Annotated in this window: 19 protein-coding genes; 12 read left to right on the plus strand and 7 right to left on the minus strand. The window is 73.2% G+C overall.

The features are described 5' to 3' along the window. Positions 1–15: 15 nt before the first annotated feature. The gene (locus H4687_RS30755) at positions 16–867 is read right to left on the minus strand and encodes a transglutaminase-like domain-containing protein (protein ID WP_078907632.1); all 852 of its coding nucleotides are present in this window, start codon (positions 865–867) and stop codon (positions 16–18) included. Between the two features lie 17 nt (positions 868–884). Further along, positions 885–1967 carry a GNAT family N-acetyltransferase gene (locus H4687_RS30760; RefSeq protein WP_046915571.1) on the minus strand — a complete coding sequence of 361 codons (1083 nt, stop codon included), beginning with the start codon at positions 1965–1967 and terminating at the stop codon, positions 885–887. Between the two features lie 140 nt (positions 1968–2107). On the opposite strand from H4687_RS30760, the gene fdxA reads away from it, so the two are divergent. After that, positions 2108–2425, plus strand: coding sequence for a ferredoxin (fdxA, locus tag H4687_RS30765; RefSeq protein WP_005480604.1), 318 nt, complete (start codon positions 2108–2110; stop codon positions 2423–2425). 189 nt (positions 2426–2614) lie between these two features. Next, positions 2615–3715 carry a bifunctional succinyldiaminopimelate transaminase/glutamate-prephenate aminotransferase gene (locus tag H4687_RS30770; protein WP_046915570.1) on the plus strand — a complete coding sequence of 367 codons (1101 nt, stop codon included), beginning with the start codon at positions 2615–2617 and terminating at the stop codon, positions 3713–3715. Positions 3716–3820: 105 nt separating this feature from the next. Here H4687_RS30770 and H4687_RS30775 read toward each other — a convergent pair whose 3' ends face one another. Together H4687_RS30775 and H4687_RS30780 are read right to left on the minus strand one after the other, a co-directional pair. Beyond that, the gene (locus H4687_RS30775) at positions 3821–4234 is read right to left on the minus strand and encodes a hypothetical protein (RefSeq protein ID WP_046915569.1); all 414 of its coding nucleotides are present in this window, start codon (positions 4232–4234) and stop codon (positions 3821–3823) included. A 312-nt stretch (positions 4235–4546) separates the two neighbouring features. Beyond that, positions 4547–5557, minus strand: a complete 1011-nt coding sequence (locus tag H4687_RS30780) for a heavy metal transporter (protein WP_417183592.1) — start codon at positions 5555–5557, stop codon at positions 4547–4549. 130 nt (positions 5558–5687) lie between these two features. Between H4687_RS30780 and dapE the strand changes: the two genes are divergently transcribed. Then, complete coding sequence (dapE, locus tag H4687_RS30785; RefSeq protein WP_046915567.1) at positions 5688–6767, plus strand: succinyl-diaminopimelate desuccinylase; 1080 nt, start codon at positions 5688–5690, stop codon at positions 6765–6767. Positions 6768–6872: 105 nt separating this feature from the next. Further along, positions 6873–7631: an LOG family protein gene (locus H4687_RS30790; RefSeq protein ID WP_046915566.1), complete on the plus strand. Its 759-nt coding sequence runs from the start codon at positions 6873–6875 to the stop codon at positions 7629–7631. Positions 7632–7775: 144 nt separating this feature from the next. Here the strand turns inward: H4687_RS30790 and folP are convergent, their stop codons facing one another. Next, a complete protein-coding gene (gene folP / locus H4687_RS30795; RefSeq protein WP_046913418.1) occupies positions 7776–8636 on the minus strand; it encodes a dihydropteroate synthase in 861 nt (286 codons plus the stop codon). A gap of 119 nt (positions 8637–8755) precedes the next feature. Here folP and H4687_RS30800 point away from each other — a divergent pair, with 119 nt between their 5' ends. Both H4687_RS30800 and H4687_RS30805 read left to right on the plus strand, forming a co-directional pair. Further along, entirely contained in the window at positions 8756–9106 is a 351-nt protein-coding gene (locus tag H4687_RS30800) for a DivIVA domain-containing protein (protein WP_005480592.1), read from the plus strand. Next, entirely contained in the window at positions 9103–9690 is a 588-nt protein-coding gene (locus H4687_RS30805) for a DNA-3-methyladenine glycosylase I (protein WP_046913419.1), read from the plus strand. Before H4687_RS30800 ends, H4687_RS30805 begins: the two co-directional genes overlap by 4 nt. A gap of 60 nt (positions 9691–9750) precedes the next feature. Here the strand turns inward: H4687_RS30805 and chcB are convergent, their stop codons facing one another. Then, the gene (chcB, locus tag H4687_RS30810) at positions 9751–10542 is read right to left on the minus strand and encodes a 2-cyclohexenylcarbonyl CoA isomerase (protein ID WP_046913420.1); all 792 of its coding nucleotides are present in this window, start codon (positions 10540–10542) and stop codon (positions 9751–9753) included. A gap of 376 nt (positions 10543–10918) precedes the next feature. Here chcB and H4687_RS30815 point away from each other — a divergent pair, with 376 nt between their 5' ends. Continuing rightward, positions 10919–11086, plus strand: a complete 168-nt coding sequence (locus tag H4687_RS30815) for a DUF3117 domain-containing protein (RefSeq protein WP_003966491.1) — start codon at positions 10919–10921, stop codon at positions 11084–11086. Between the two features lie 115 nt (positions 11087–11201). Here H4687_RS30815 and H4687_RS30820 read toward each other — a convergent pair whose 3' ends face one another. Then, a complete protein-coding gene (locus H4687_RS30820; protein WP_280634026.1) occupies positions 11202–11903 on the minus strand; it encodes an O-methyltransferase in 702 nt (233 codons plus the stop codon). Positions 11904–12173: 270 nt separating this feature from the next. Between H4687_RS30820 and sigE the strand changes: the two genes are divergently transcribed. The 5 genes from sigE to H4687_RS30845 all read left to right on the plus strand — a co-directional run bounded on the left by sigE (position 12174) and on the right by H4687_RS30845 (position 18359). Next, positions 12174–12875, plus strand: a complete 702-nt coding sequence (sigE, locus tag H4687_RS30825) for an RNA polymerase sigma factor SigE (RefSeq protein ID WP_046913421.1) — start codon at positions 12174–12176, stop codon at positions 12873–12875. After that, complete coding sequence (locus H4687_RS30830) at positions 12872–14074, plus strand: anti-sigma factor family protein (RefSeq protein WP_046913422.1); 1203 nt, start codon at positions 12872–12874, stop codon at positions 14072–14074. Before sigE ends, H4687_RS30830 begins: the two co-directional genes overlap by 4 nt. Positions 14075–14523: 449 nt before the next feature. Further along, positions 14524–16656 (plus strand): S1C family serine protease, encoded by a 2133-nt coding sequence (locus H4687_RS30835; protein WP_225968007.1) that lies wholly within the window; start codon positions 14524–14526, stop codon positions 16654–16656. A gap of 245 nt (positions 16657–16901) precedes the next feature. Next, positions 16902–17375 carry a sec-independent translocase gene (locus tag H4687_RS30840; protein ID WP_046913423.1) on the plus strand — a complete coding sequence of 158 codons (474 nt, stop codon included), beginning with the start codon at positions 16902–16904 and terminating at the stop codon, positions 17373–17375. A 312-nt stretch (positions 17376–17687) separates the two neighbouring features. Then, positions 17688–18359, plus strand: a complete 672-nt coding sequence (locus tag H4687_RS30845) for a hypothetical protein (protein ID WP_046913424.1) — start codon at positions 17688–17690, stop codon at positions 18357–18359. Positions 18360–18483 lie beyond the last annotated feature (124 nt).

The raw sequence follows: 18483 nt of genomic DNA on the forward strand, positions 1-18483 counted from the left end.
CCGGGGACCCCGCCCTCAGTTGAGCAGCGCCCGAGCCGCCCCCGCCTGTCGCCGCACCTTCTCGGCCGCCCCCTCGTCCACCCCGCCCACCACCTCGGCGTACTCCTCCAGTGCGGCGGCGCCCCGCACGTACTCCCCCCGCTGCACGAGCAACCGCGCCCACTCGTACCGCAGCCGCGCCGGATGCGAGGGCATCGCCAACGACAACTCCAGCGCCCACAGCGCGACATCCGTCCGCTCGGGGCGGGCGGCGGCCCACGCCCGTACGTTGTTGAGGACCCGCACCACCACGTCCAGCGGATCGGCCGGCGTCAGCATCGCGGGATCCAACGGGGCACCCGTCGCCCCCGCGACCAACAGCTCCGCATCGCTCCCGGTCAGCACGCGCCCCCCGTCGAACGGATCGGCGAGCACCTGCTCCTCGGGCGGCCCGAACCCCACCACGAAGTGCCCCGGCAGCGCGACCCCGCAGACGGGCGCGCCCGCCCGCCGGGCCACCTCCATCCACACCACCGACAGCAGGATCGGCAGCCCCCGCCGCCGTTCGAGCACCTGGTGGAGCAGCGATGACTCCAGTCGCTGGTAGTCGCCGGGCGAGCCCCGGAACCCGTAGCGCTCCCCGAGCAGTCCGGCCGTCGCGACCGCCCACGCGCGGGGTTCACCGGGCCGGTACGGCATCAGCCCCGCCAGCCGGTCCAGTTCGATCCCGGCGGCGTCGATCCCCGCCTCGTCGAGCGCCCCGTCACCCGCCGCGCCGACCAGCAGACACAGCAGGGCCAGGTCGGGCCGCTCGGCCCGCGCCTCCTCGGCGAACCGCCGCCGCACCTCGTCGGCCCGCCCCGGCTCCGGAGGACGCGGGGCCGGCACAGCCGGCTGATGCCCGCTCACGACGCCCTGTCCGGCTCGGAGCCGGAGCCGGAGCCGGAGCCCGTGCCGGTACGGGCACCCGAGGCACCACCCCGCCCGGCGTCCTCCGGCCCCGGCTCCCGGTAGTGGTGGTACGCGTGATGCGCCGAGAACCCCATCCCCCCGTACATCGCCCGCGCCCCCGCGTTGTCCGTCTCCACCTGCAGCCAGCCCGCCGAGGCGCCCTCGTCCAGGGCCCGCTGCGCCAGCGCCGCCATCACGGTCGTCGCGAGCCCCCGCCGCCGCTGGGCGGGATCGACCTCGACGGCGGAGAACCCGGCCCACCGCCCGTCCACGACGCACCGCCCGATGGCCGCGGGCCCCGCGCCCTCCGCCCCGGGCACGGTCGCGAACCACACCGAGGGCCCGCTCCCGAGCACCTTCAGCGCGACCTCGCCGAGGCCCTTGCGCTGGTAGCGGCCGAGCCACGCCTCGTCCGCGCTCCGGGACAGCACGACCCCGCCCGCCTCCCGGTCGGCGACCGGCGCGAGCGCCCCGGTCCACACCTCGGCGGTGACGGCGCTGACCCAGCCGCGCGCCGCCACCTCGGCGCAGAGCATCTCGTGGGTGCCCTCGGCGCCCGTGGCCAGTTGGAGGAACGCGGGCAGCCCACGGGCGGCGTACCAGCGGCGTACGGCCGTCAGGGCCTCGTCCAGGGGCATTCCGGGGTCGCCGAGGGGCAGCACCGAGTTGGCGCGCCGGGTGAATCCGGCGGCGGCCCGCAGCTCCCACTCACCGAGCGACTCCCGCTCGACCGGCTGCCAGGAGCGTGCCGCGACCCGCGCCAGTTCCGCGAACGAGGCGGCGGGGCCGCGTCGGCGGGCGGGGGCGGGGGGGACCACCTTCCCGGCCACCAGCGACGACTCCTCGATCCGCACCCGCTCCCCGTCCCGCCGGGTGATCAGTAGTGCGCCCTCGTCCCATGATGTGAGAACACCAACCGTGTCGGTGAATTTCCCACCCCCGGCGGGATCGTCGTCGACGCGCCGCACGGACACGCGTTTGCCCACGTCAGCGGCGGAGACACGGATCGTGAGACGTCCACCGGCAGAGATTTCCACAGGTCTGTCCACCCCTCCTGTTCGGATCATGCCCAGGAACGGAGATACTAGGTGCGGGCATCGACGACGCCGCGCTCCCGCGCGCCAGGCGGCGGAGCCTGAGGAGGCCCGCCGGCGCCCTATCGAGGAGGAACGACAGCGTGACCTACGTCATCGCGCAGCCTTGTGTCGACGTGAAGGACAAGGCGTGCATCGAGGAGTGCCCGGTCGACTGCATCTACGAGGGCCAGCGGTCCCTCTACATCCACCCGGATGAATGCGTCGACTGCGGTGCCTGCGAGCCGGTGTGCCCGGTCGAGGCGATCTTCTACGAGGACGACACCCCGGAGGAGTGGAAGGACTACTACAAGGCGAACGTCGAGTTCTTCGACGAACTCGGCTCGCCCGGTGGTGCCAGCAAGCTCGGCCTGATCGAGCGCGACCACCCCTTCGTCGCCGCACTCCCGCCGCAGGCCTGAGAGCGACGCCGCGGACGCCGGGGGTGATGCCCCGGCGGCCCGCGTCCGCGCCGCCTCGGTCCCGTACGGCCCGGTCACCATGATCGCCGTACGGGACCGAGGCGTTCGCCGTACGGGCGGTACCTACGCGCCCGTCCCACCGCCCGGGAACGCACGGACGAGACCGCACGAGAAAGCGAGCCAGATTTCGTGTCCGCAGTCAGCGACCGCCTCCCCACCTTTCCCTGGGACAAGCTGGAGCCGTACAAGGCGACGGCCGCCGCCCACCCCGGCGGCATCGTCGACCTGTCCGTCGGCACGCCGGTCGACCCGGTGCCCGAGCTGATCCAGAAGGCGCTGGTCGCGGCGGCGGACTCGCCGGGCTATCCGACGGTCTGGGGCACCGTCGAGCTGCGCGACGCGATCACGAACTGGCTGGAGCGCCGCCTCGGTGCCCGCGACGTCACCCACCACCACGTCCTGCCGATCGTGGGCTCCAAGGAACTCGTCGCCTGGCTCCCCACCCAGCTGGGCCTCGGCCCCGGCGACCGGGTCGCGTTCCCGCGTCTGGCCTACCCGACGTACGAGGTGGGAGCCCGCCTGGCCCGCGCCGAGCACGTGGCCTACGACGACCCGACGTCCCTGGACCCGGCCGGCCTGGGGCTCCTCTGGCTGAACTCGCCGTCCAACCCCACCGGCAGGGTCCTGTCGAAGGCCGAGCTGACCCGCACCGTCGCCTGGGCCCGCGAGCACGGCGTGCTGCTGTTCTCCGACGAGTGCTACCTGGAGCTGGGCTGGGACGCCGACCCGGTCTCGGTCCTCCACCCGGACGTCAACGGCGGCTCGTACGAGGGCATCGTCGCCGTCCACTCCCTCTCCAAGCGCTCCAACCTGGCGGGCTACCGCGCGGCCTTCCTCGCCGGCGACCCGGCCGTCCTCGGCCCGCTCCTGCAGATCCGCAAGCACGGCGGCATGATGACCTCGGCCCCCACCCAGGCCGCCGTCGTCGCCGCCCTCGGGGACGACGCCCACGTCCACGAACAGCGTGCCCGGTACGCCGCCCGCCGCGCGGCCCTGGGCGAGGCCCTTCGGGCGCACGGCTTCCGCATCGAGCACAGCGAGGCCAGCCTCTACCTCTGGGCCACCCGGGGCGAGTCCTGCTGGACCACCGTCGCCCACCTGGCCGACCTGGGCATCCTCGTGGCCCCCGGCGACTTCTACGGCCCGGCGGGCGACCACCACGTCCGCGTGGCCTTCACGGCGACGGACGAGCGGGTGGCGGCGGCCGTGGAGCGCCTGGCCGGGGCGTAGCGCCCGCGCCCCGCACGGCCTCGGCCGTGATGACCTCACCGCGCCAGCGGACAGCCCGAAGGGGCCCGGGAAACCCCGGGCCCCTTCGGACGGTTCGGCCGGGCGTCAGCCGAGCGGGCTCTGGGCCGGCAGCTGTCCCGTGGGCAGCCCGCCCTTGGTCGCGGTCTTCGTCGTGTCACCCAGCACGGTCCCGGCGGACCCGGCGGTCTGCCCGGCGGCCTTCTGCGCGACGGGCGTCGTCGTCTTGACGGCCTTGCCGCCGGTCTTGCTCACGGTCGGCAGCGTCTGCTTGGCCGCCTTGGTGCCGGTGTCGCTCGCGACCCCGGTGACGTTCTGCGTCGCGCCGTCCACGGTGGAGCCGGCGTTGGCCCCGTCCACGGCGGACAGACCGCCGAGGTTCGGGGTGGCCGGGAGTTCGGGCGCCGCACTCGCGGAGCCGGCCGCACCGACCACGGAGGCCGCTCCCGCTGCGGTCAGCAGCGCGGCACGGGCGATCCGGCGGGTCAGGGGGAGGGACATGGTGCTCCTTTGACGGAAGAGAACGTTGAAGTGTCCGACCGTGCCCGGGAGTTGACCGTTCCGGGCTCGGACGCAGTGACTACCGCTCGAAGCCCCTGAAGGTTGCGGCGACCCGACGTAAAGAGTTTGCAATGCGTCGCATTATCAAATGCGGATTCAGTCGGACAAACGCCACCCGGTCCGACAGTCTGCCGAATCCTTACGGCCCTGTGGCCCCAAGGCATCCCACGACATGGGGGTGAGCAGCCGGCATCCCGCGCACCCCGTCCACCCCGCGCGCCGCGCGTCCCCCGCACGGGTGAGGCTCGCGGCCTACTGTCCAGTGACGATTCGGACCTCGGTGGCGGAGCCCGCCGCCTCGCCGGCCGTCCCGCGGGCCTTGCGCCACGCACCGGCCCGGCCCTCGGCGACCCACTCCCGGCCCGCGAACGTGACGCGCTCGACGCCCAGCCGGGAGGAGTTGGCCACGGCCCAGTGCGCCAGCTCCCAGCCGCGCCGCCGGACCTGTCCGGCGTCCCCGGCGTCGGTGAGGGGGATGGTGACCGTCCCGGAGCCGGGGGAGACGCTCGGACTCGGCGACGGGCTCGACTCGGCCGAGGCGCCGCCCTCGGAACTCACCACCGCCGCGGCCGACTCGAACGCGTCGTCCCCGAAGTCCCGCGCGAGCGCGCCGCGCACCGCGGCCGGTCCGCCCGCCGCTGCCGTGCCGGTGCCGGTCGTCTCCCGGCGCCCCTCGCAGGTCAGCGAGGCCGCCGACCGTCCGGTCAGCGCGGCGGCGAGCAGCGTGGCGTCCGGCTCGTGCTTGGCGTACGCCTCCGGGTAGCCGCTGCGCTGCACCTTCTGGGCGGCGACCGTCAGCGGCAGCCGCTCGTAGTCGGCGACCTTGACGAGGTGCTCGTAGAACTCGCCCGCCGCGTACACCGGGTCCTGGATCTGCCGCTCGGTGCCCCAGCCCATCGAGGGCCGCTGCTGGAAGAGGCCGAGGGAGTCCCGGTCGCCGTGCGCGATGTTGCGCAGGCCCGACTCCTGCAGCGCGGTCGCCAGGGCTATGGTCACGGCCCGCTCGGGCAGCTTCCGCGAGGTGCCGACCGCCGAGATCGTCGCGGCGTTCGCCGCCTGCTCGGGGGTGAACTCGTACGACTGCCCGTCGTCCGTCCCGGACACGACCACGCACCGCGGTGTGCCGTTCCCCCCGGTCAGATACTGCACGGTGAGATACGCCCCGATCGCGGCGAGCACCACGAAAGCCGCCATGCACTGCAGCACGCGACGGCCGCGACGGCGGGGACGGGGACCTGGGGGGAAGGGGTACGGCTCCGACACGCGGTCCAAGGTACTGGACGGTAATGGCCCTCGTGCAGGTCTTGTGAACAGTGATGTGAACAGCGGGGCGGGAGTGACGGAGTCCCCTCGCCGGGCGGCCCCGTCCCGGCGGCGCGTTAGGGTCGGGGACATGGCCGAGACCCCCATTGACCTCACGCTGGACGCCGCGCGGCTCACCGCGCGCCTCGTCGACCTCCCCTCCGAGAGCGGCACCGAGAAGCCCCTCGCGGACGCGATCGAGACCGCCCTGCGTGCCCTGCCGCACCTCACGGTCGACCGGTACGGCAACAACGTCGTCGCCCGGACGAACCTGGGCCGGGCGGAGCGCGTGATCCTGGCCGGCCACATCGACACCGTCCCCATCGCGGACAACGTCCCCTCCCGCCTCGACGAGGACGGCGTCCTGTGGGGCTGCGGCACCTGCGACATGAAGTCCGGCGTCGCGGTCCAGCTGCGCATCGCGGCCACGGTCCCGGCCCCCAACCGCGACCTGACCTTCGTCTTCTACGACAACGAGGAGGTCGCCGCGGACCTGAACGGCCTGAAGCACGTCTCCGAGGCCCACCCCGAGTGGCTGGAGGGCGACTTCGCCGTCCTCCTGGAGCCCACGAACGGCGAGGTCGAGGGCGGCTGCCAGGGCACCCTGCGGGTCCTGCTGACGACCAGGGGCGAGCGCGCCCACTCCGCCCGTGGCTGGATGGGCTCCAACGCCATCCACGCGGCGGCCCCCATCCTGGCCAGGCTGGCGTCCTACGAGCCGCGGTACCCGGTCATCGACGGCCTGGAGTACCGCGAGGGCCTCAACGCGGTCGGCATCTCCGGCGGCGTCGCCGGCAACGTCATCCCCGACGCGTGCGTGGTGACGGTCAACTTCCGCTACGCGCCCGACCGCACCGAGGAGGAGGCCGTCGCCCACGTCCGCGAGGTCTTCGCCGACTGCGGGGTCGAGGAGTTCACCGTCGACGACCACAGCCCCGGCGCGCTGCCCGGCCTGTCCCACCCGGCGGCCGCGGCCTTCATCGAGGCGGTCGGCGGCACGGCCCAGCCCAAGTACGGCTGGACGGACGTCTCCCGCTTCAGCGCGCTCGGCGTCCCGGCCGTCAACTACGGCCCCGGCAACCCGCACCTGGCGCACCGCCGCGACGAACGCGTGGACCCGGCGCTGATCCTGGCGGGCGAGGAACGCCTGAGGTCCTGGCTGACGGCGTGAGGCGTCCCGGGTGACGGATCAGGGGCGGACACGCTCACGTCCCCCGTCCGTAACCCGTATGGATCTACGCTGAGGTGAACCACCAGCACGGCGGAGGGAGCGGACATGGCGACCGGCAACCCCGAGGGCAAGAAGCAGCCACCGGACGAGCAGCGGCTGGGGCCGGTGCTGCGCAGACGCGGTCAGGTCCAGGCGAGCACCACGGACCAGCGGCTGCTGGACGCGGGCGGCCCCTCGGACTGGGTCCACACGGACCCGTGGCGCGTCCTGCGCATCCAGTCCGAGTTCATCGAGGGCTTCGGTACGCTCGCCGAACTCCCGCCCGCGATCAGCGTCTTCGGCTCCGCCCGCACCCCGGCCGACTCACCGGAGTACGAGGCGGGCATCCGGCTCGGCCGCGGCCTGGTGGAGGCCGGCTTCGCCGTCATCACCGGCGGCGGCCCGGGCGCGATGGAGGCGGCCAACAAGGGCGCCCTCGAAGCGGGCGGCACCTCCGTCGGCCTCGGCATCGAGCTTCCCTTCGAACAGGGCCTCAACCCCTACGTCGACATCGGCCTGAACTTCCGCTACTTCTTCGTCCGGAAGATGATGTTCGTCAAGTACGCCCAGGGCTTCGTGGTCCTTCCCGGCGGCCTCGGCACCCTCGACGAACTCTTCGAGGCCCTCACCCTCGTCCAGACCCAGAAGGTCACCCGCTTCCCCATCGTCCTGTTCGGCGAGTCCTACTGGAGCGGCCTCGTCGACTGGCTCACCCACACCCTGATCGCCCAGGGCAAGGCGGCGGAGAAGGACCTGACCCTCTTCCACGTCACGGACGACGTGGACGAGGCGGTGGCGTTGGTGTCGAAGGAGGCGGGCAGGTAATCCGCGGGTTCTCCCACGCGCCCCGAAAGGGGCGCGGGGAACTGCGCGAACGGGGTCCGGGGCGGAGCCCCGAGTCCGTGACGGGGGTCGAAGGGGCGCAGCCCTTTCAGGAGGGGACGGGGAGGGGCGGCGGGGGCGAGAGAACTAGGCAAGCCCCCGCCGGGCGACGGCCGGCACCCGGTTCCCCGCGAGGGAAGCCACCATGTCCAGCACCTGCCGGGTCTCCGCCACCTCGTGCACCCGGTACACCTGAGCCCCCAGCCAGGCCGAGACCGCCGTGGTCGCGAGCGTCCCCACCACCCGCTCCTTCACCGGCCTGTCCAACGTCTCGCCCACGAAGTCCTTGTTGGACAGCGACACCAGCACCGGCCACCCCGTGGCGACCATCTCCCCGAGCCGCCGGGTCGCCTCCAGACTGTGCCGCGTGTTCTTCCCGAAGTCGTGCCCCGGATCGATCATCACGGACTCCCGGGGCACCCCCAGCGACACCGCCCGCTCGGCCAGCCCCACGGTGACCCGGAGAATGTCGGCCATCACGTCGTCGTACTCGACCCGATGCGGCCGCGTACGAGGCTCGGCCCCACCCGCGTGCGTACACACCAGCCCCACCCGGTACCGCCCCGCGACCTCCGCGAGCCGGGGATCGACCCCGCCCCACGCGTCGTTGAGGACATCCGCCCCGGCCTCGCACACGGCCTCGCCGACGTCGTGCCGCCAGGTGTCGACGCTGATGACGACCTCGGGGAACCGCCGCCGCACCTCCGCGACGAATCCCACGGTCCGCCGCGCCTCCTCCGCCGCGCTGACGTCCTCCCCGGGCCCCGCCTTCACCCCGCCGATGTCGATGACGGCCGCGCCCTCGGCGACCGCCTGCTCCACGCGCGCGAGCGCCGGCTCGTCCTGGAAGGTGGCCCCCTGGTCGTAGAACGAGTCGGGGGTCCGGTTCACGATCGCCATGATCACCGGCTCGTGCGGGCCGAACTCCCGCTTGCCCAGCCTGAGCATCCGCTGTGCCCTCCCCCCGTACGTCCCGCCGATCGGCGGTCTTGCCCGAACGCCTGCGACCTTAACTGTCAGACTCGCATGGCACGATCGGAGCCGAACACATTCGAGGGGACCCAGCGATGTTCATGTTCTTGTTCCTGGTCGTCGCGCTCGCCGTCGTGGTCGCCGCGGTGACGCTCGCCGTCGTGGGCGGCGGCGACAACGCGGTGCTGCCGGAGGCCGAGGGCGAGCGGCTCCAGGACCCGCTTCCGGCGGACCGCCCGGTCAACCGCGCGGACGTCGAGGCGCTCCGCTTCCCGGTCGCCGTCCGCGGCTACCGCATGGCGGACGTGGACGACGCCCTCGGCCGGCTCAGCGCCGAGATCGCCGAGCGGGACGCCCGGATCGCCGACCTGGAGTCCGCCCTCGCGGGCGCCCACGCGTCCTCCGTGACCTCGCTGCACAAGCCGGAGGAGGGTGAGCACCGGTGACCGACGGCACCGCCCTGGCCGGCCCCGACGGCGCACCGCGCTGCCCGTGGGCCCTGTCCACCGAGGACTACATCGCGTACCACGACGAGGAGTGGGGCCGCCCGGTCCACGGCGACGACGCGCTGTACGAGCGGCTCTGCCTGGAGGCGTTCCAGTCCGGTCTCTCCTGGATCACCATCCTGCGCCGCCGCGAGGGCTTCCGCTCCGCCTTCGCCGACTTCAAGATCGCCTCGGTCGCCGTGTTCACGGAGGCCGACCAGGAGCGACTCCTCGGCGACCCCGGCATCATCCGCAACCGCGCCAAGATCGAGGCCACGATCGCCAACGCGCGCGAGCTGTCCGGCTGGGCCCCGGGCGAGCTGGACGAGCTGATCTGGTCGCACGCCCCGGACCCCGCGACCCGCCCGGTCCCGAGGACCCTCGCGGACGTCCCGGCGGTCACCCCCGAGTCCACCGCCCTGTCGAAGTCCCTCAAGAAGCGCGGCATCCGCTTCGTCGGCCCGACGACGGCGTACGCGCTGATGCAGGCCTGCGGCCTGGTCGACGACCACCTGGAGACCTGCGTCGCCAGAAGCGCCCCCTGAGGGGCCCGGGGAACCGCGCGACCTACCGCTCGGACCGCGGTTCCCCCGCTCGCCGAGCGGTCAGCGCCCCCGGTACTCCGGCGTCTCCTTGTTCACGAACGCCCGCACCGCGATCCCGTGGTCCTCGGAGGCCCCTGCCCGCGTCTGCAGCTCGTCCTCCTTCTCCAGGGTCTCAGCCAGCGAGTGGGAGAACCCGAAGGCCATCGCCTCCTTGATCGCCGCGTACGCCACCGTCGGCCCCTCGGCCAGCATCCGCGCCACCTGCTCGGCGGCCGTGGGCAGCGAGGCCGCCGGCACGATCCGGTTCGCGATCCCCAGCTCGTGCGCCTCCTGGGCCTTGATGCTGCGCGGGAAGAGCAGCAGATCGGCGGCCCGGCCGGGGCCGATCACCCGGGGCAGGGTCCAGGACACCCCGGAGTCGGCGGTGAGCGCGACCCCGGCGAAGGATGTGTTGAAGGAGGCGGAGTCGGCGACCACGCGGTAGTCCGCCGCGAGCGCGAAGCCCAGGCCGGCGCCGGCGGCCACCCCGTTCACCCCGGCCACCACGGGCTTCGGCATCTCGGTGAGGGCCTTCACCACGGGGTTGTAGTGCTCCCTGACCGTGCTCATGACCTGCCCCGAGCCCTCGGCCAGCAGCCCGATGTGCTCCTTGAGGTCCTGCCCCACGCAGAAGGCCCGCTCCCCGGCGGCGGTCAGCAGCACCGCGCGCACCGCGTCGTCCCCGGCGGCCGCCTCCACGGCCTGCCGCAGGGCCACCTTCGTCGCGATGTCCAGCGCGTTCATCGCCTCGGGGCGGTTGAGCGTGATCGTCGCGAGTCCGTCGTGCACCTCGTAGAGCACGGTGTCGGCCATGGGGGTTCCCCTCCGGTGTCGCGGCAGGCGACGTACTGGTCAGTACGCCCTCGTCACAGCACAGCATGGCGGAGATCACGGGGGACGGCCGGGGCCGGACGTGTGACCTGCGTCAAAGAATCACCAATGGCCGAGCACCGGCCCGGGACCGTGCGGTGGCGCAGTATCGCAGTCACACCGCCGAATTGGGTGGTTTTGCTCGCGCGCGTTGCCCAAGCGATGCCGACCGATGTTGGTCATCGGGTCATGAGATGCGGGATAATGGCCTGGAAGCAATGTGTTCGATGCCGGTGTCGCGTGTCCCCAGGTGGGCCCGCGCCTGCCCTCCCGGGCCGTCGGCTTAGGCGATGAGCTGGTTTCAGGAAGGGGTACGAGCATGGCGGCCATGAAGCCGCGGACGGGCGATGGCCCGCTCGAGGTGACCAAGGAGGGGCGGGGCATCGTCATGCGAGTTCCGCTCGAAGGCGGCGGACGGCTCGTCGTCGAGCTGACCCCGGACGAGGCAGACGCCCTCGGCGACGCCCTCAAGAAGGTCGTCGGCTGACGCGCGTAGCGACCATACCCTTTCAGTCGCCCCGGCACCGCCCCACTCGGCGGTGCCGGGGCGCTGTTGTGCCGGAAGGTCCGCGGGGGCCGGACGGGCCCCGCGGGGGCGTCCCTCAGCGCTTGACCGCGCAGAGCAGACCGTCGCCCACCGGGAGCAGGGACGGCACGAGTTCGGAGCTCTCCCGGACCGTGCGCAGCAGCTCCCGCAGCCGTATGACCTCGGTCGGCTGGGGGTTGGAGTCCACGGTGCGTCCGCTGGCGAAGACACCCTCGAAGGCGACGAGCCCGCCGGGTCTGAGAAGCCGCAACGATTCAGCGAGGTAGTCGAGGCACTCCAGCCGGTCGCCGTCGCAGAAGACCAGGTCGTAGCCCGCGTCCGCGAGCCGTGGCAGCACGTCCAGCGCGTGGCCCGGGATGAAGCGCGCGCGGTTGCTGGCGAAGCCGGCCGCGCGGAACGCCTGCCGGGCGAACTGCTGGTGGTCCGGCTCCGGATCCACGGTGGTCAGCACCCCGTCCGGCCGCATACCGTGCAGCAGATGGATCCCGGAGACACCGGTCCCGGTCCCGATCTCCGCCACCGCCTTCGCGTCCACGGTGGCGGCGAGCACCCGCAGCGCGGCGCCCGTGCCGGGCGACACCGAGCGCAGCCCTGCCTCCCGGGCCCGGTCGCGGGCCCAGCGCAGCGCCTCGTCCTCGGCGACAAAGGCGTCGGCGAACGCCCAGCTCGTCAGCCGGTTGCCGGTAATGGCCCTCTCCTTATGTCCCCGTGGTTGCCTGGGCGTGACTGTATCCGTTGCCGTCGGGAACCTCCTGATGGGACCGGTCGTTTAAAGGGATGAGTGAGTGACGGGGGCCGCGACGGGGGGCACGGGATGGATCGGTCCGACGAGCGGGCGCGTGCTTCGGGGCTGGTGCTGACGGAGCCACCTGGGCCGCGTCAGCGAAATGAGCCATATCGGCGCACATCAATTTCTTATAAAACCGCTTATCCGGAGCTAACGGGCGAGGTGGCTATGGTAGGGGCTCCACTGGACACCACCAGAGCCGACAGGGGAGGTGCGGCCGCGCCCGGGGATCGGGGAGGAGTGCTACGGCGCTTCCTCGGATCGGCGGGCAAGCCGAAATCCGTGAACGACACCGCTGACCACAGCCACGCCGCCGTCGCCCAGACCGCGACCTTCACCACGGACGCGCACGCGCAGGCGTGGACTCCCCCCACCTGGGAGGAGATCGTCAGCACCCACAGCGGCCGCGTCTACCGGCTCGCCTACCGTCTGACCGGCAACCAGCACGACGCCGAGGACCTCACCCAGGAAGTCTTCGTCCGCGTCTTCCGCTCCCTGTCGACGTACACGCCCGGCACCTTCGAGGGCTGGCTGCACCGCATCACCACCAACCTCTTCCTGGACATGGTCCGGCGCAAGCAGCGCATCCGCTTCGACGCCCTCGGGGACGACGCGGCCGAGCGCCTGCCCAGCCGCGAGCCCACCCCGCAGCAGCTCTTCAACGACGCGCACTTCGACGCCGACGTCCAGCAGGCCCTCGACACCCTGGCGCCCGAGTTCCGCGCCGCCGTCGTCCTGTGCGACATCGAGGGACTGTCCTACGAGGAGATCGCCGCGACCCTGGGCGTCAAGCTCGGCACGGTCCGCTCGCGTATCCACCGCGGCCGCTCCCAGCTCCGCAAGGCCCTGGCGCACCGCTCCCCGGAGGCCCGGGCCGAGCAGCGCCGCGGGTTCACGGTGCCGCGGGTGCCCGTGCTGGGAGGAGGGGGCGCGACCGCGTGAGTGGATCCCGTCCTACGCCTGCCGAGCAGCACCTGGGAGACCGTCTCTCCGCCCTGGTCGACGGAGAGCTCGGTCATGAGGCGCGTGACCGCGTCCTGGCACATCTCGCCACCTGCGGGAAGTGCAAGACGGAGGCGGACGAGCAGCGCCGTCTGAAGAACGTCTTCGCGGAGGTCGCCCCGCCGCCCCCCTCCGAGAGCTTTCTGGCCCGCCTCCAGATGCTTCCGGCGGGCGGCGACAGCGGTTCACCGCTGTCCGGTGGCTTCGCGGGAAGAATCGGGAGCGCGGTCGGCGGGCCGGGTCTGCCCGATCCCTCCGACTCCCGTGACTTCGCGGGCTTCGGCGTCTACGGAGTCGGCGGCGACTCCTTCGGATACGTCCCGTCGGGACCTCACGGCGGCGCTCTGACACCCTCGGAGGGCCGTGGGGCACTGGGCGGCCGGGGTCTGACCAGCGGCCGTGGCTTCCTCGGTGACCGTGGCTTCCTGGGCGGGCGGGGTTTCCTCGGCGACCGCGGGACGCCGGGCGACCGAGGTTTCCTGGGCGGCGGACGCGATCTCCCCGGCGACGGGGACGCGGACGACCGTGCGGACCGGGAGGAGAGAGCCACCGACGGCACCCGGCGCACGGGTGAACGGGGCTTCCGGATCCACGCCGTGAGCCGGCCGGAGTCCGAGCGTTCGGCCTCGCGCGGCATGCGGTTCGCCTTCGTGGCGGCGGGCGCGGTGTCGCTGGCCGCGATCGCCCTCGGCGGTGTGACCGGCGGGGCTCCCGTCGAGACGGCGGACGCCCGGGGCGGTCCCGGCTCCGGCAGCAATGTCACCCCGCTGCGGACGCAGGCCGCGGGCACGGTCCCGACCCCCGAGTCGCAGCGCCGCCGGGGATCCACCATGGGGCCGCTGCTGGGGCAAGGGCAACAGTCCCTGGGCGAGACGCCCGTCGCCCCGACGGAGATCGCCGCGCCCCTGCTGCCCGGAGTTCCTGCTCCGGCCGGCCGGGACCGTCAGGGCGTACACCCGCTGAACGCGCCGGTGCCGGTCGGCGCGGCCGTCCTGTCCCCGCTCATAGGTCCGCTCACCGCCGTACCGCCGCTGCAGCTGACCGACTGGTCCTCCGCACCGGAGCTCACGGGACCGGGCCTGCTGGCGGCCCCCGACTCCACCTCGTCTCCCACACCCACCTCCCCCGTCCTCCGCTGACACCCGAGTTCTGCGCGCCGGCCCGTGAACCTGGTTGAATCCGGGGTGGGCCGTGTCCGCTCGGGCCGCTCCCGGCCCGAGGCACTCGGCGAGCGGTGGGCGGCGGGCCGGTCCTCGGGACGGGCCCTAGGTGTGGGGAGAGCATGAACGAGGGGAAGCCCACGAAGGCGAAATGGTGGAGCCGCCCCCGAGCGCACGGCCCGGGGGCCGACACGGCGGGGGACCACAAAGACGCCCAGGGTTCTGACGGACTGACGGAAATCCCCGTCGCCACGGGGACCGCCGGGGCGGGGCTCGGGGGAGCTGCGCTGCGTGCTGACTCCGCGGGGCCCGACGGGTCCACGGAGGCCGGCGGCGTCCCGGGGAGCACCGGGGCGACGACGGGGACTGTCGACGCGGTCCGTGGGGAAAACACCGAGGGTGACTTCGAGTTGGAGCGGCCGGTGACGATGACCGATCCCGGCAGGGGCGACGCCCGGGGCGACTCCCACGCCTCTTCCCGTGCGCACCGTGCGAACTCCGACAGCGAGTCCGACTTCGAACTGGCCCGCCCGGCTGCCGAAGCCACGCTCCGGGCGCGCACATCGACGGCCCCCCACCCCGCGCGCGACCCGGACGGCGACTTCGAACTGGAGCGACCGGCAAGCGCGGGCGGGAGCGGTGCGGTGGGCGAGCCGGGCGGTTCGTCCGCGGAGTCCGGGTCCGGCGAGCGGAAAACCGCCGAGCCCGGATCCGCCGTTTCCGCGAGCGCCTCGGCCGACACCGCTGTCGTCGCGTCCCGGCCCTCGGGCGCAACACGGCCCCTGGGCGCCTCTGACGCGCCCTCTGAGGGCCCCAAGCCGCTGCACGACCCCGATCCCTACAGCACCCCTCCCTACGGCGAGCCCGGCCCCTGGGCGCCCGCTCCGCCGGTCCAGCACCCGGCGACGACTCCCCCACACGGGACGACCGCCGAGACGGGACGCCCGGCACCAGCCGTGCCCACGGCAGCGGGGGCCCAGCCGCACGACGAGGTGGCTCCGGCCGAAGCGCCGACGCGCATGGTGCCGACCGCCGCGACGCTCATCGAAGCGGCCTCGGCGACACCGCTGCCCGCTCCGGTGCCGCCGGCCCACGAGACCCCCGTACCGGCGGCCGCCCAGCAGCCCGCGACGGCCGCCCTGTACGCGGACGCGCCCGGGCCCGGCGCGGCCGCGCATCCTCCGGGCGCCTCCTACGCGTATCCCTCCCAGCCGGGGCCGCCGCCTTTCGGTGACTCCGCGCAGGCCGTGCCGCCGCCCTACGCGGGCGGGGCCACGCCCGCGCCGGCCGTCTACGCGGACGGATCTCCACCGGCGCCGGCCGCCTACGCCGATCCCGCCCGGCCGCACCCCACCGCCCCGCAGGGGCCCTGGCGGAACTACGACCCGTGGGCCGGGTCGGGGTCGTTGCAGCAGAACGGTGCCGCGGTGGACGGCGGGGCGCGGCGTCGCCGACGGAGGGGACGGAGTCTGTTGGTGGGGGCCGTGCTGATCGCCGTCGTGGCCGGTGGCATCGGCGGAGCCGTGGGCGCGTATCTGGAGCGCAACGGCGGGGTCGGGGCGGTCGAGCTGCCGCAGACCGGTGACGGGGTGACCGGGCGGGCGCCCGACAGCGTCGCCGGTATCGCCGCCGGCGCGCTGCCCGGTGTCGTGACCCTGCATGTGAGCGGGGCGAGCGCACAGGGCACGGGCACCGGCTTCGTGCTCGACGAGCGGGGTCACATCCTCACGAACAACCACGTCGTCGACCCCGCCGGCACGGACGGCGAGATAACGGTGACCTTCAGCGGCGGCGAGACCGCCAAGGCCACCGTCGTCGGCCGGGACACCGGCTACGACCTGGCCGTCGTCAGGGTGTCCGGCGTCAGAGGCCTCGAACCCCTTCCCCTGGGCAACTCCGAAGAGGTGCGGGTCGGCGACCCGGTCGTCGCCATCGGCGCCCCCTTCGACCTGGCCAACACCGTCACCTCCGGCATCATCAGCGCCAAGGAGCGGCCCATCACGGCCGGCGGCGAGAGCGGCGACGTGAGCGACGTGTCGTACGTGGACGCGCTGCAGACGGACGCGCCGATCAACCCCGGCAACTCCGGCGGACCGCTCCTCGACGGCAAGGGCCGGGTGATCGGCATCAACAGCGCCATCCGGTCCGCGGGCGGCGGCTCCGAGTCGGACGGCGGCCAGGCCGGGTCGATCGGGCTCGGCTTCGCGATCCCCATCAACCAGGGCAAGCGCGTCGCCGAGGAGCTGATCAACACCGGTAAGGCGAGCCACCCGGTGATCGGTGTCACCCTCGACATGGACTACTCCGGCGACGGCGCCCGGATCGGCGCCAAGGGCGACTCGGGCGCGGCCGGGGTCACCGAGGGCGGCCCCGCCGACCGGGCGGGCATCCGGCCGGGTGACGTCATCACCGAGGTCGACGGCCAGCGGGTCCACTCCGGCGACGAGCTGATCGTCAAGGTCCGTGCCCACCGGCCCGGCGACCGGCTGGAGCTGACCCTTCTGCGGGACGGCAGCCGGCGGACGGTCACGCTCACTCTCGGTTCGTCCGGCGGCGACTGACCGTCGGCCGGCGGCCGGGCCGCCGGCGCCGTACTGACAGCAACGTCACAGGCGGGAGCCCCGCCCGGTCTCCCGCCCGGCCCCCGGCAGGCAAACAGCTGGGAAAACCGTCGTGCGGGCGCGGTCCGAAGCCGTGCGAAGGTACCGGATCGCGGGGATGGCCGGGTACCGTGGATCCGGCCCGGACCGCGGAAGACCTGCCGAGGCCCGCGAATCGGGACCGAGGACATCGCAAGGAGCTTCAGGTGTTCAATGACATAGGTGCGCTCGAGGTGGTGACGCTCGTCGTCCTCGCCGTGCTCGTCTTCGGCCCGGACAAGCTCCCGAAGGTGATCCAGGACATCACGCGGACGATCCGTAAGATCCGCGAGTTCTCGGACAGCGCCAAGGCGGACATCCGCAGCGAACTCGGCCCGGAGTTCAAGGACTTCGAGTTCGAGGACCTCAACCCCAAGACGTTCCTGCGCAAGCAGATGGACAACGACGAGCTGGGGCTGAAGGAGATCCGCAACGGCTTCGACCTGAAGAAGGAGATGGCCGAGCTGACCGACGCGGTCCACGGCCGCGAGTCGGAGTCGTCGTCCTCGCCCACCTCTTCCACCGCCGCCATCGGCTCCGGCTCCGACGGCTCCGTGTCCGGCTCGTCCGGCGGAACCATCGACATGACGAAGAAGTCCGAGCCGGCCGAGCGTCCGCCCTACGACCTGGACGCCACCTGAGCCGTACGGGCGACGCCCGTACGCAGGTCACCGCACGTCCGCTCGGCGCCCGCACCCGCTCCGGCCTGGCCTTCCGTGCCCAGGGGCCCCGGTGCCGCCGCACCCTCTGCACGTGACGCGTTTCATACCGCCGCGCACCCGCGTAGGGCCTCCGGCCGCCCGTACGCCGTCCTACGCGCCGGGCGCTTTCCCTGCTGCTCGGAGAGCTGTGGCTATGCTGCCCAGTTGTTGTGCGGACCGTAAGGAGAGCGAGCGACGACGCCCGTGGGGGGCGGGCCGCTCCGGTCCGTCGAGAGCTAGGAGGCGTCCGGCATGGAGACGACGAGTCGGGTAGGCGCGCAGGCGTCGGCCGCGGAGGGCGGACAACAGGTCCCCTCCGCCCGCCGAACGGTCGAGGGTTACCTGCTGGCGCACTTCCCTTGGTACGGCCTCGACGAGGCCTTCACGGGGCCGCGCTGGCTGATGCAGGTGGGTATGTCGGCGGAGGGAGCCGTCGAGCACGGCTCGATCGGACACGGTGACGAGCCCTCGGTGCGCAACGAGTACACGGCCTCGGCGGACGACGAGACCAAGGAGCGGTTCGCGGTCGTGGTGACCGTCGCCGCGAACGACGTACGGCGCAGCGCGGACGGCACGGGTGTGCTGGAGGCCACGTCGGTCTCCTCGGCGGCCTGGCTGGCGGGCGTCGGACTGCTGTCCTTCACCTGGCCGGGGCAGCTGGACCACACCCTGCGGGACGACTGGCTGGACCAGCAGACCGAGACGGCGTGGGTCCTGGCGGACGATCTGGCCGGGCCCGACTGGTCGACGCTGTCCCTGCCCGTGGACGGGGTGCCCACGACGTTCCACTACCGCGAGTCCGAGTTCGGCTGGGTGCTCGCCGGGTCGACCTCGGAAGGGGTGCACGTGGGGGCGTACGGGAGAGGGATGAGCGCCTACGGTCTGGGCTTCGCCGTGATCAAGGACATCGAGGCGTACGCGTAGGGGTGGAGGGCACCGCCGTGTGGTGCTGCGGTGCCCTCCCCCGCCGTAAGGGCTTCGGTGGTTCGGGGGCCAGGGGTGCCTGGCGGGCCGGCGCGCGGTTCCCCGCGCGCCCGAGAGGCGGCCC

The organism is Streptomyces stelliscabiei (assembly GCF_014873495.1).
Classification (GTDB): Bacteria; Actinomycetota; Actinomycetes; order Streptomycetales; family Streptomycetaceae; genus Streptomyces; species Streptomyces bottropensis.

Coding starts and splice junctions, on each gene's coding strand:
- folP (WP_046913418.1), bottom strand. CDS start 8,636: ATGCTCAGGCTGGGCAAGCGGGAGTTCGGCCCGCACGAGCCGGTGATC.
- H4687_RS30800 (WP_005480592.1), top strand. CDS start 8,756: ATGTTCATGTTCTTGTTCCTGGTCGTCGCGCTCGCCGTCGTGGTCGCC.
- dapE (WP_046915567.1), top strand. CDS start 5,688: ATGGCCGAGACCCCCATTGACCTCACGCTGGACGCCGCGCGGCTCACC.
- H4687_RS30815 (WP_003966491.1), top strand. CDS start 10,919: ATGGCGGCCATGAAGCCGCGGACGGGCGATGGCCCGCTCGAGGTGACC.
- H4687_RS30790 (WP_046915566.1), top strand. CDS start 6,873: ATGGCGACCGGCAACCCCGAGGGCAAGAAGCAGCCACCGGACGAGCAG.
- H4687_RS30845 (WP_046913424.1), top strand. CDS start 17,688: ATGGAGACGACGAGTCGGGTAGGCGCGCAGGCGTCGGCCGCGGAGGGC.
- H4687_RS30775 (WP_046915569.1), bottom strand. CDS start 4,234: ATGTCCCTCCCCCTGACCCGCCGGATCGCCCGTGCCGCGCTGCTGACC.
- H4687_RS30835 (WP_225968007.1), top strand. CDS start 14,524: ATGACCGATCCCGGCAGGGGCGACGCCCGGGGCGACTCCCACGCCTCT.
- chcB (WP_046913420.1), bottom strand. CDS start 10,542: ATGGCCGACACCGTGCTCTACGAGGTGCACGACGGACTCGCGACGATC.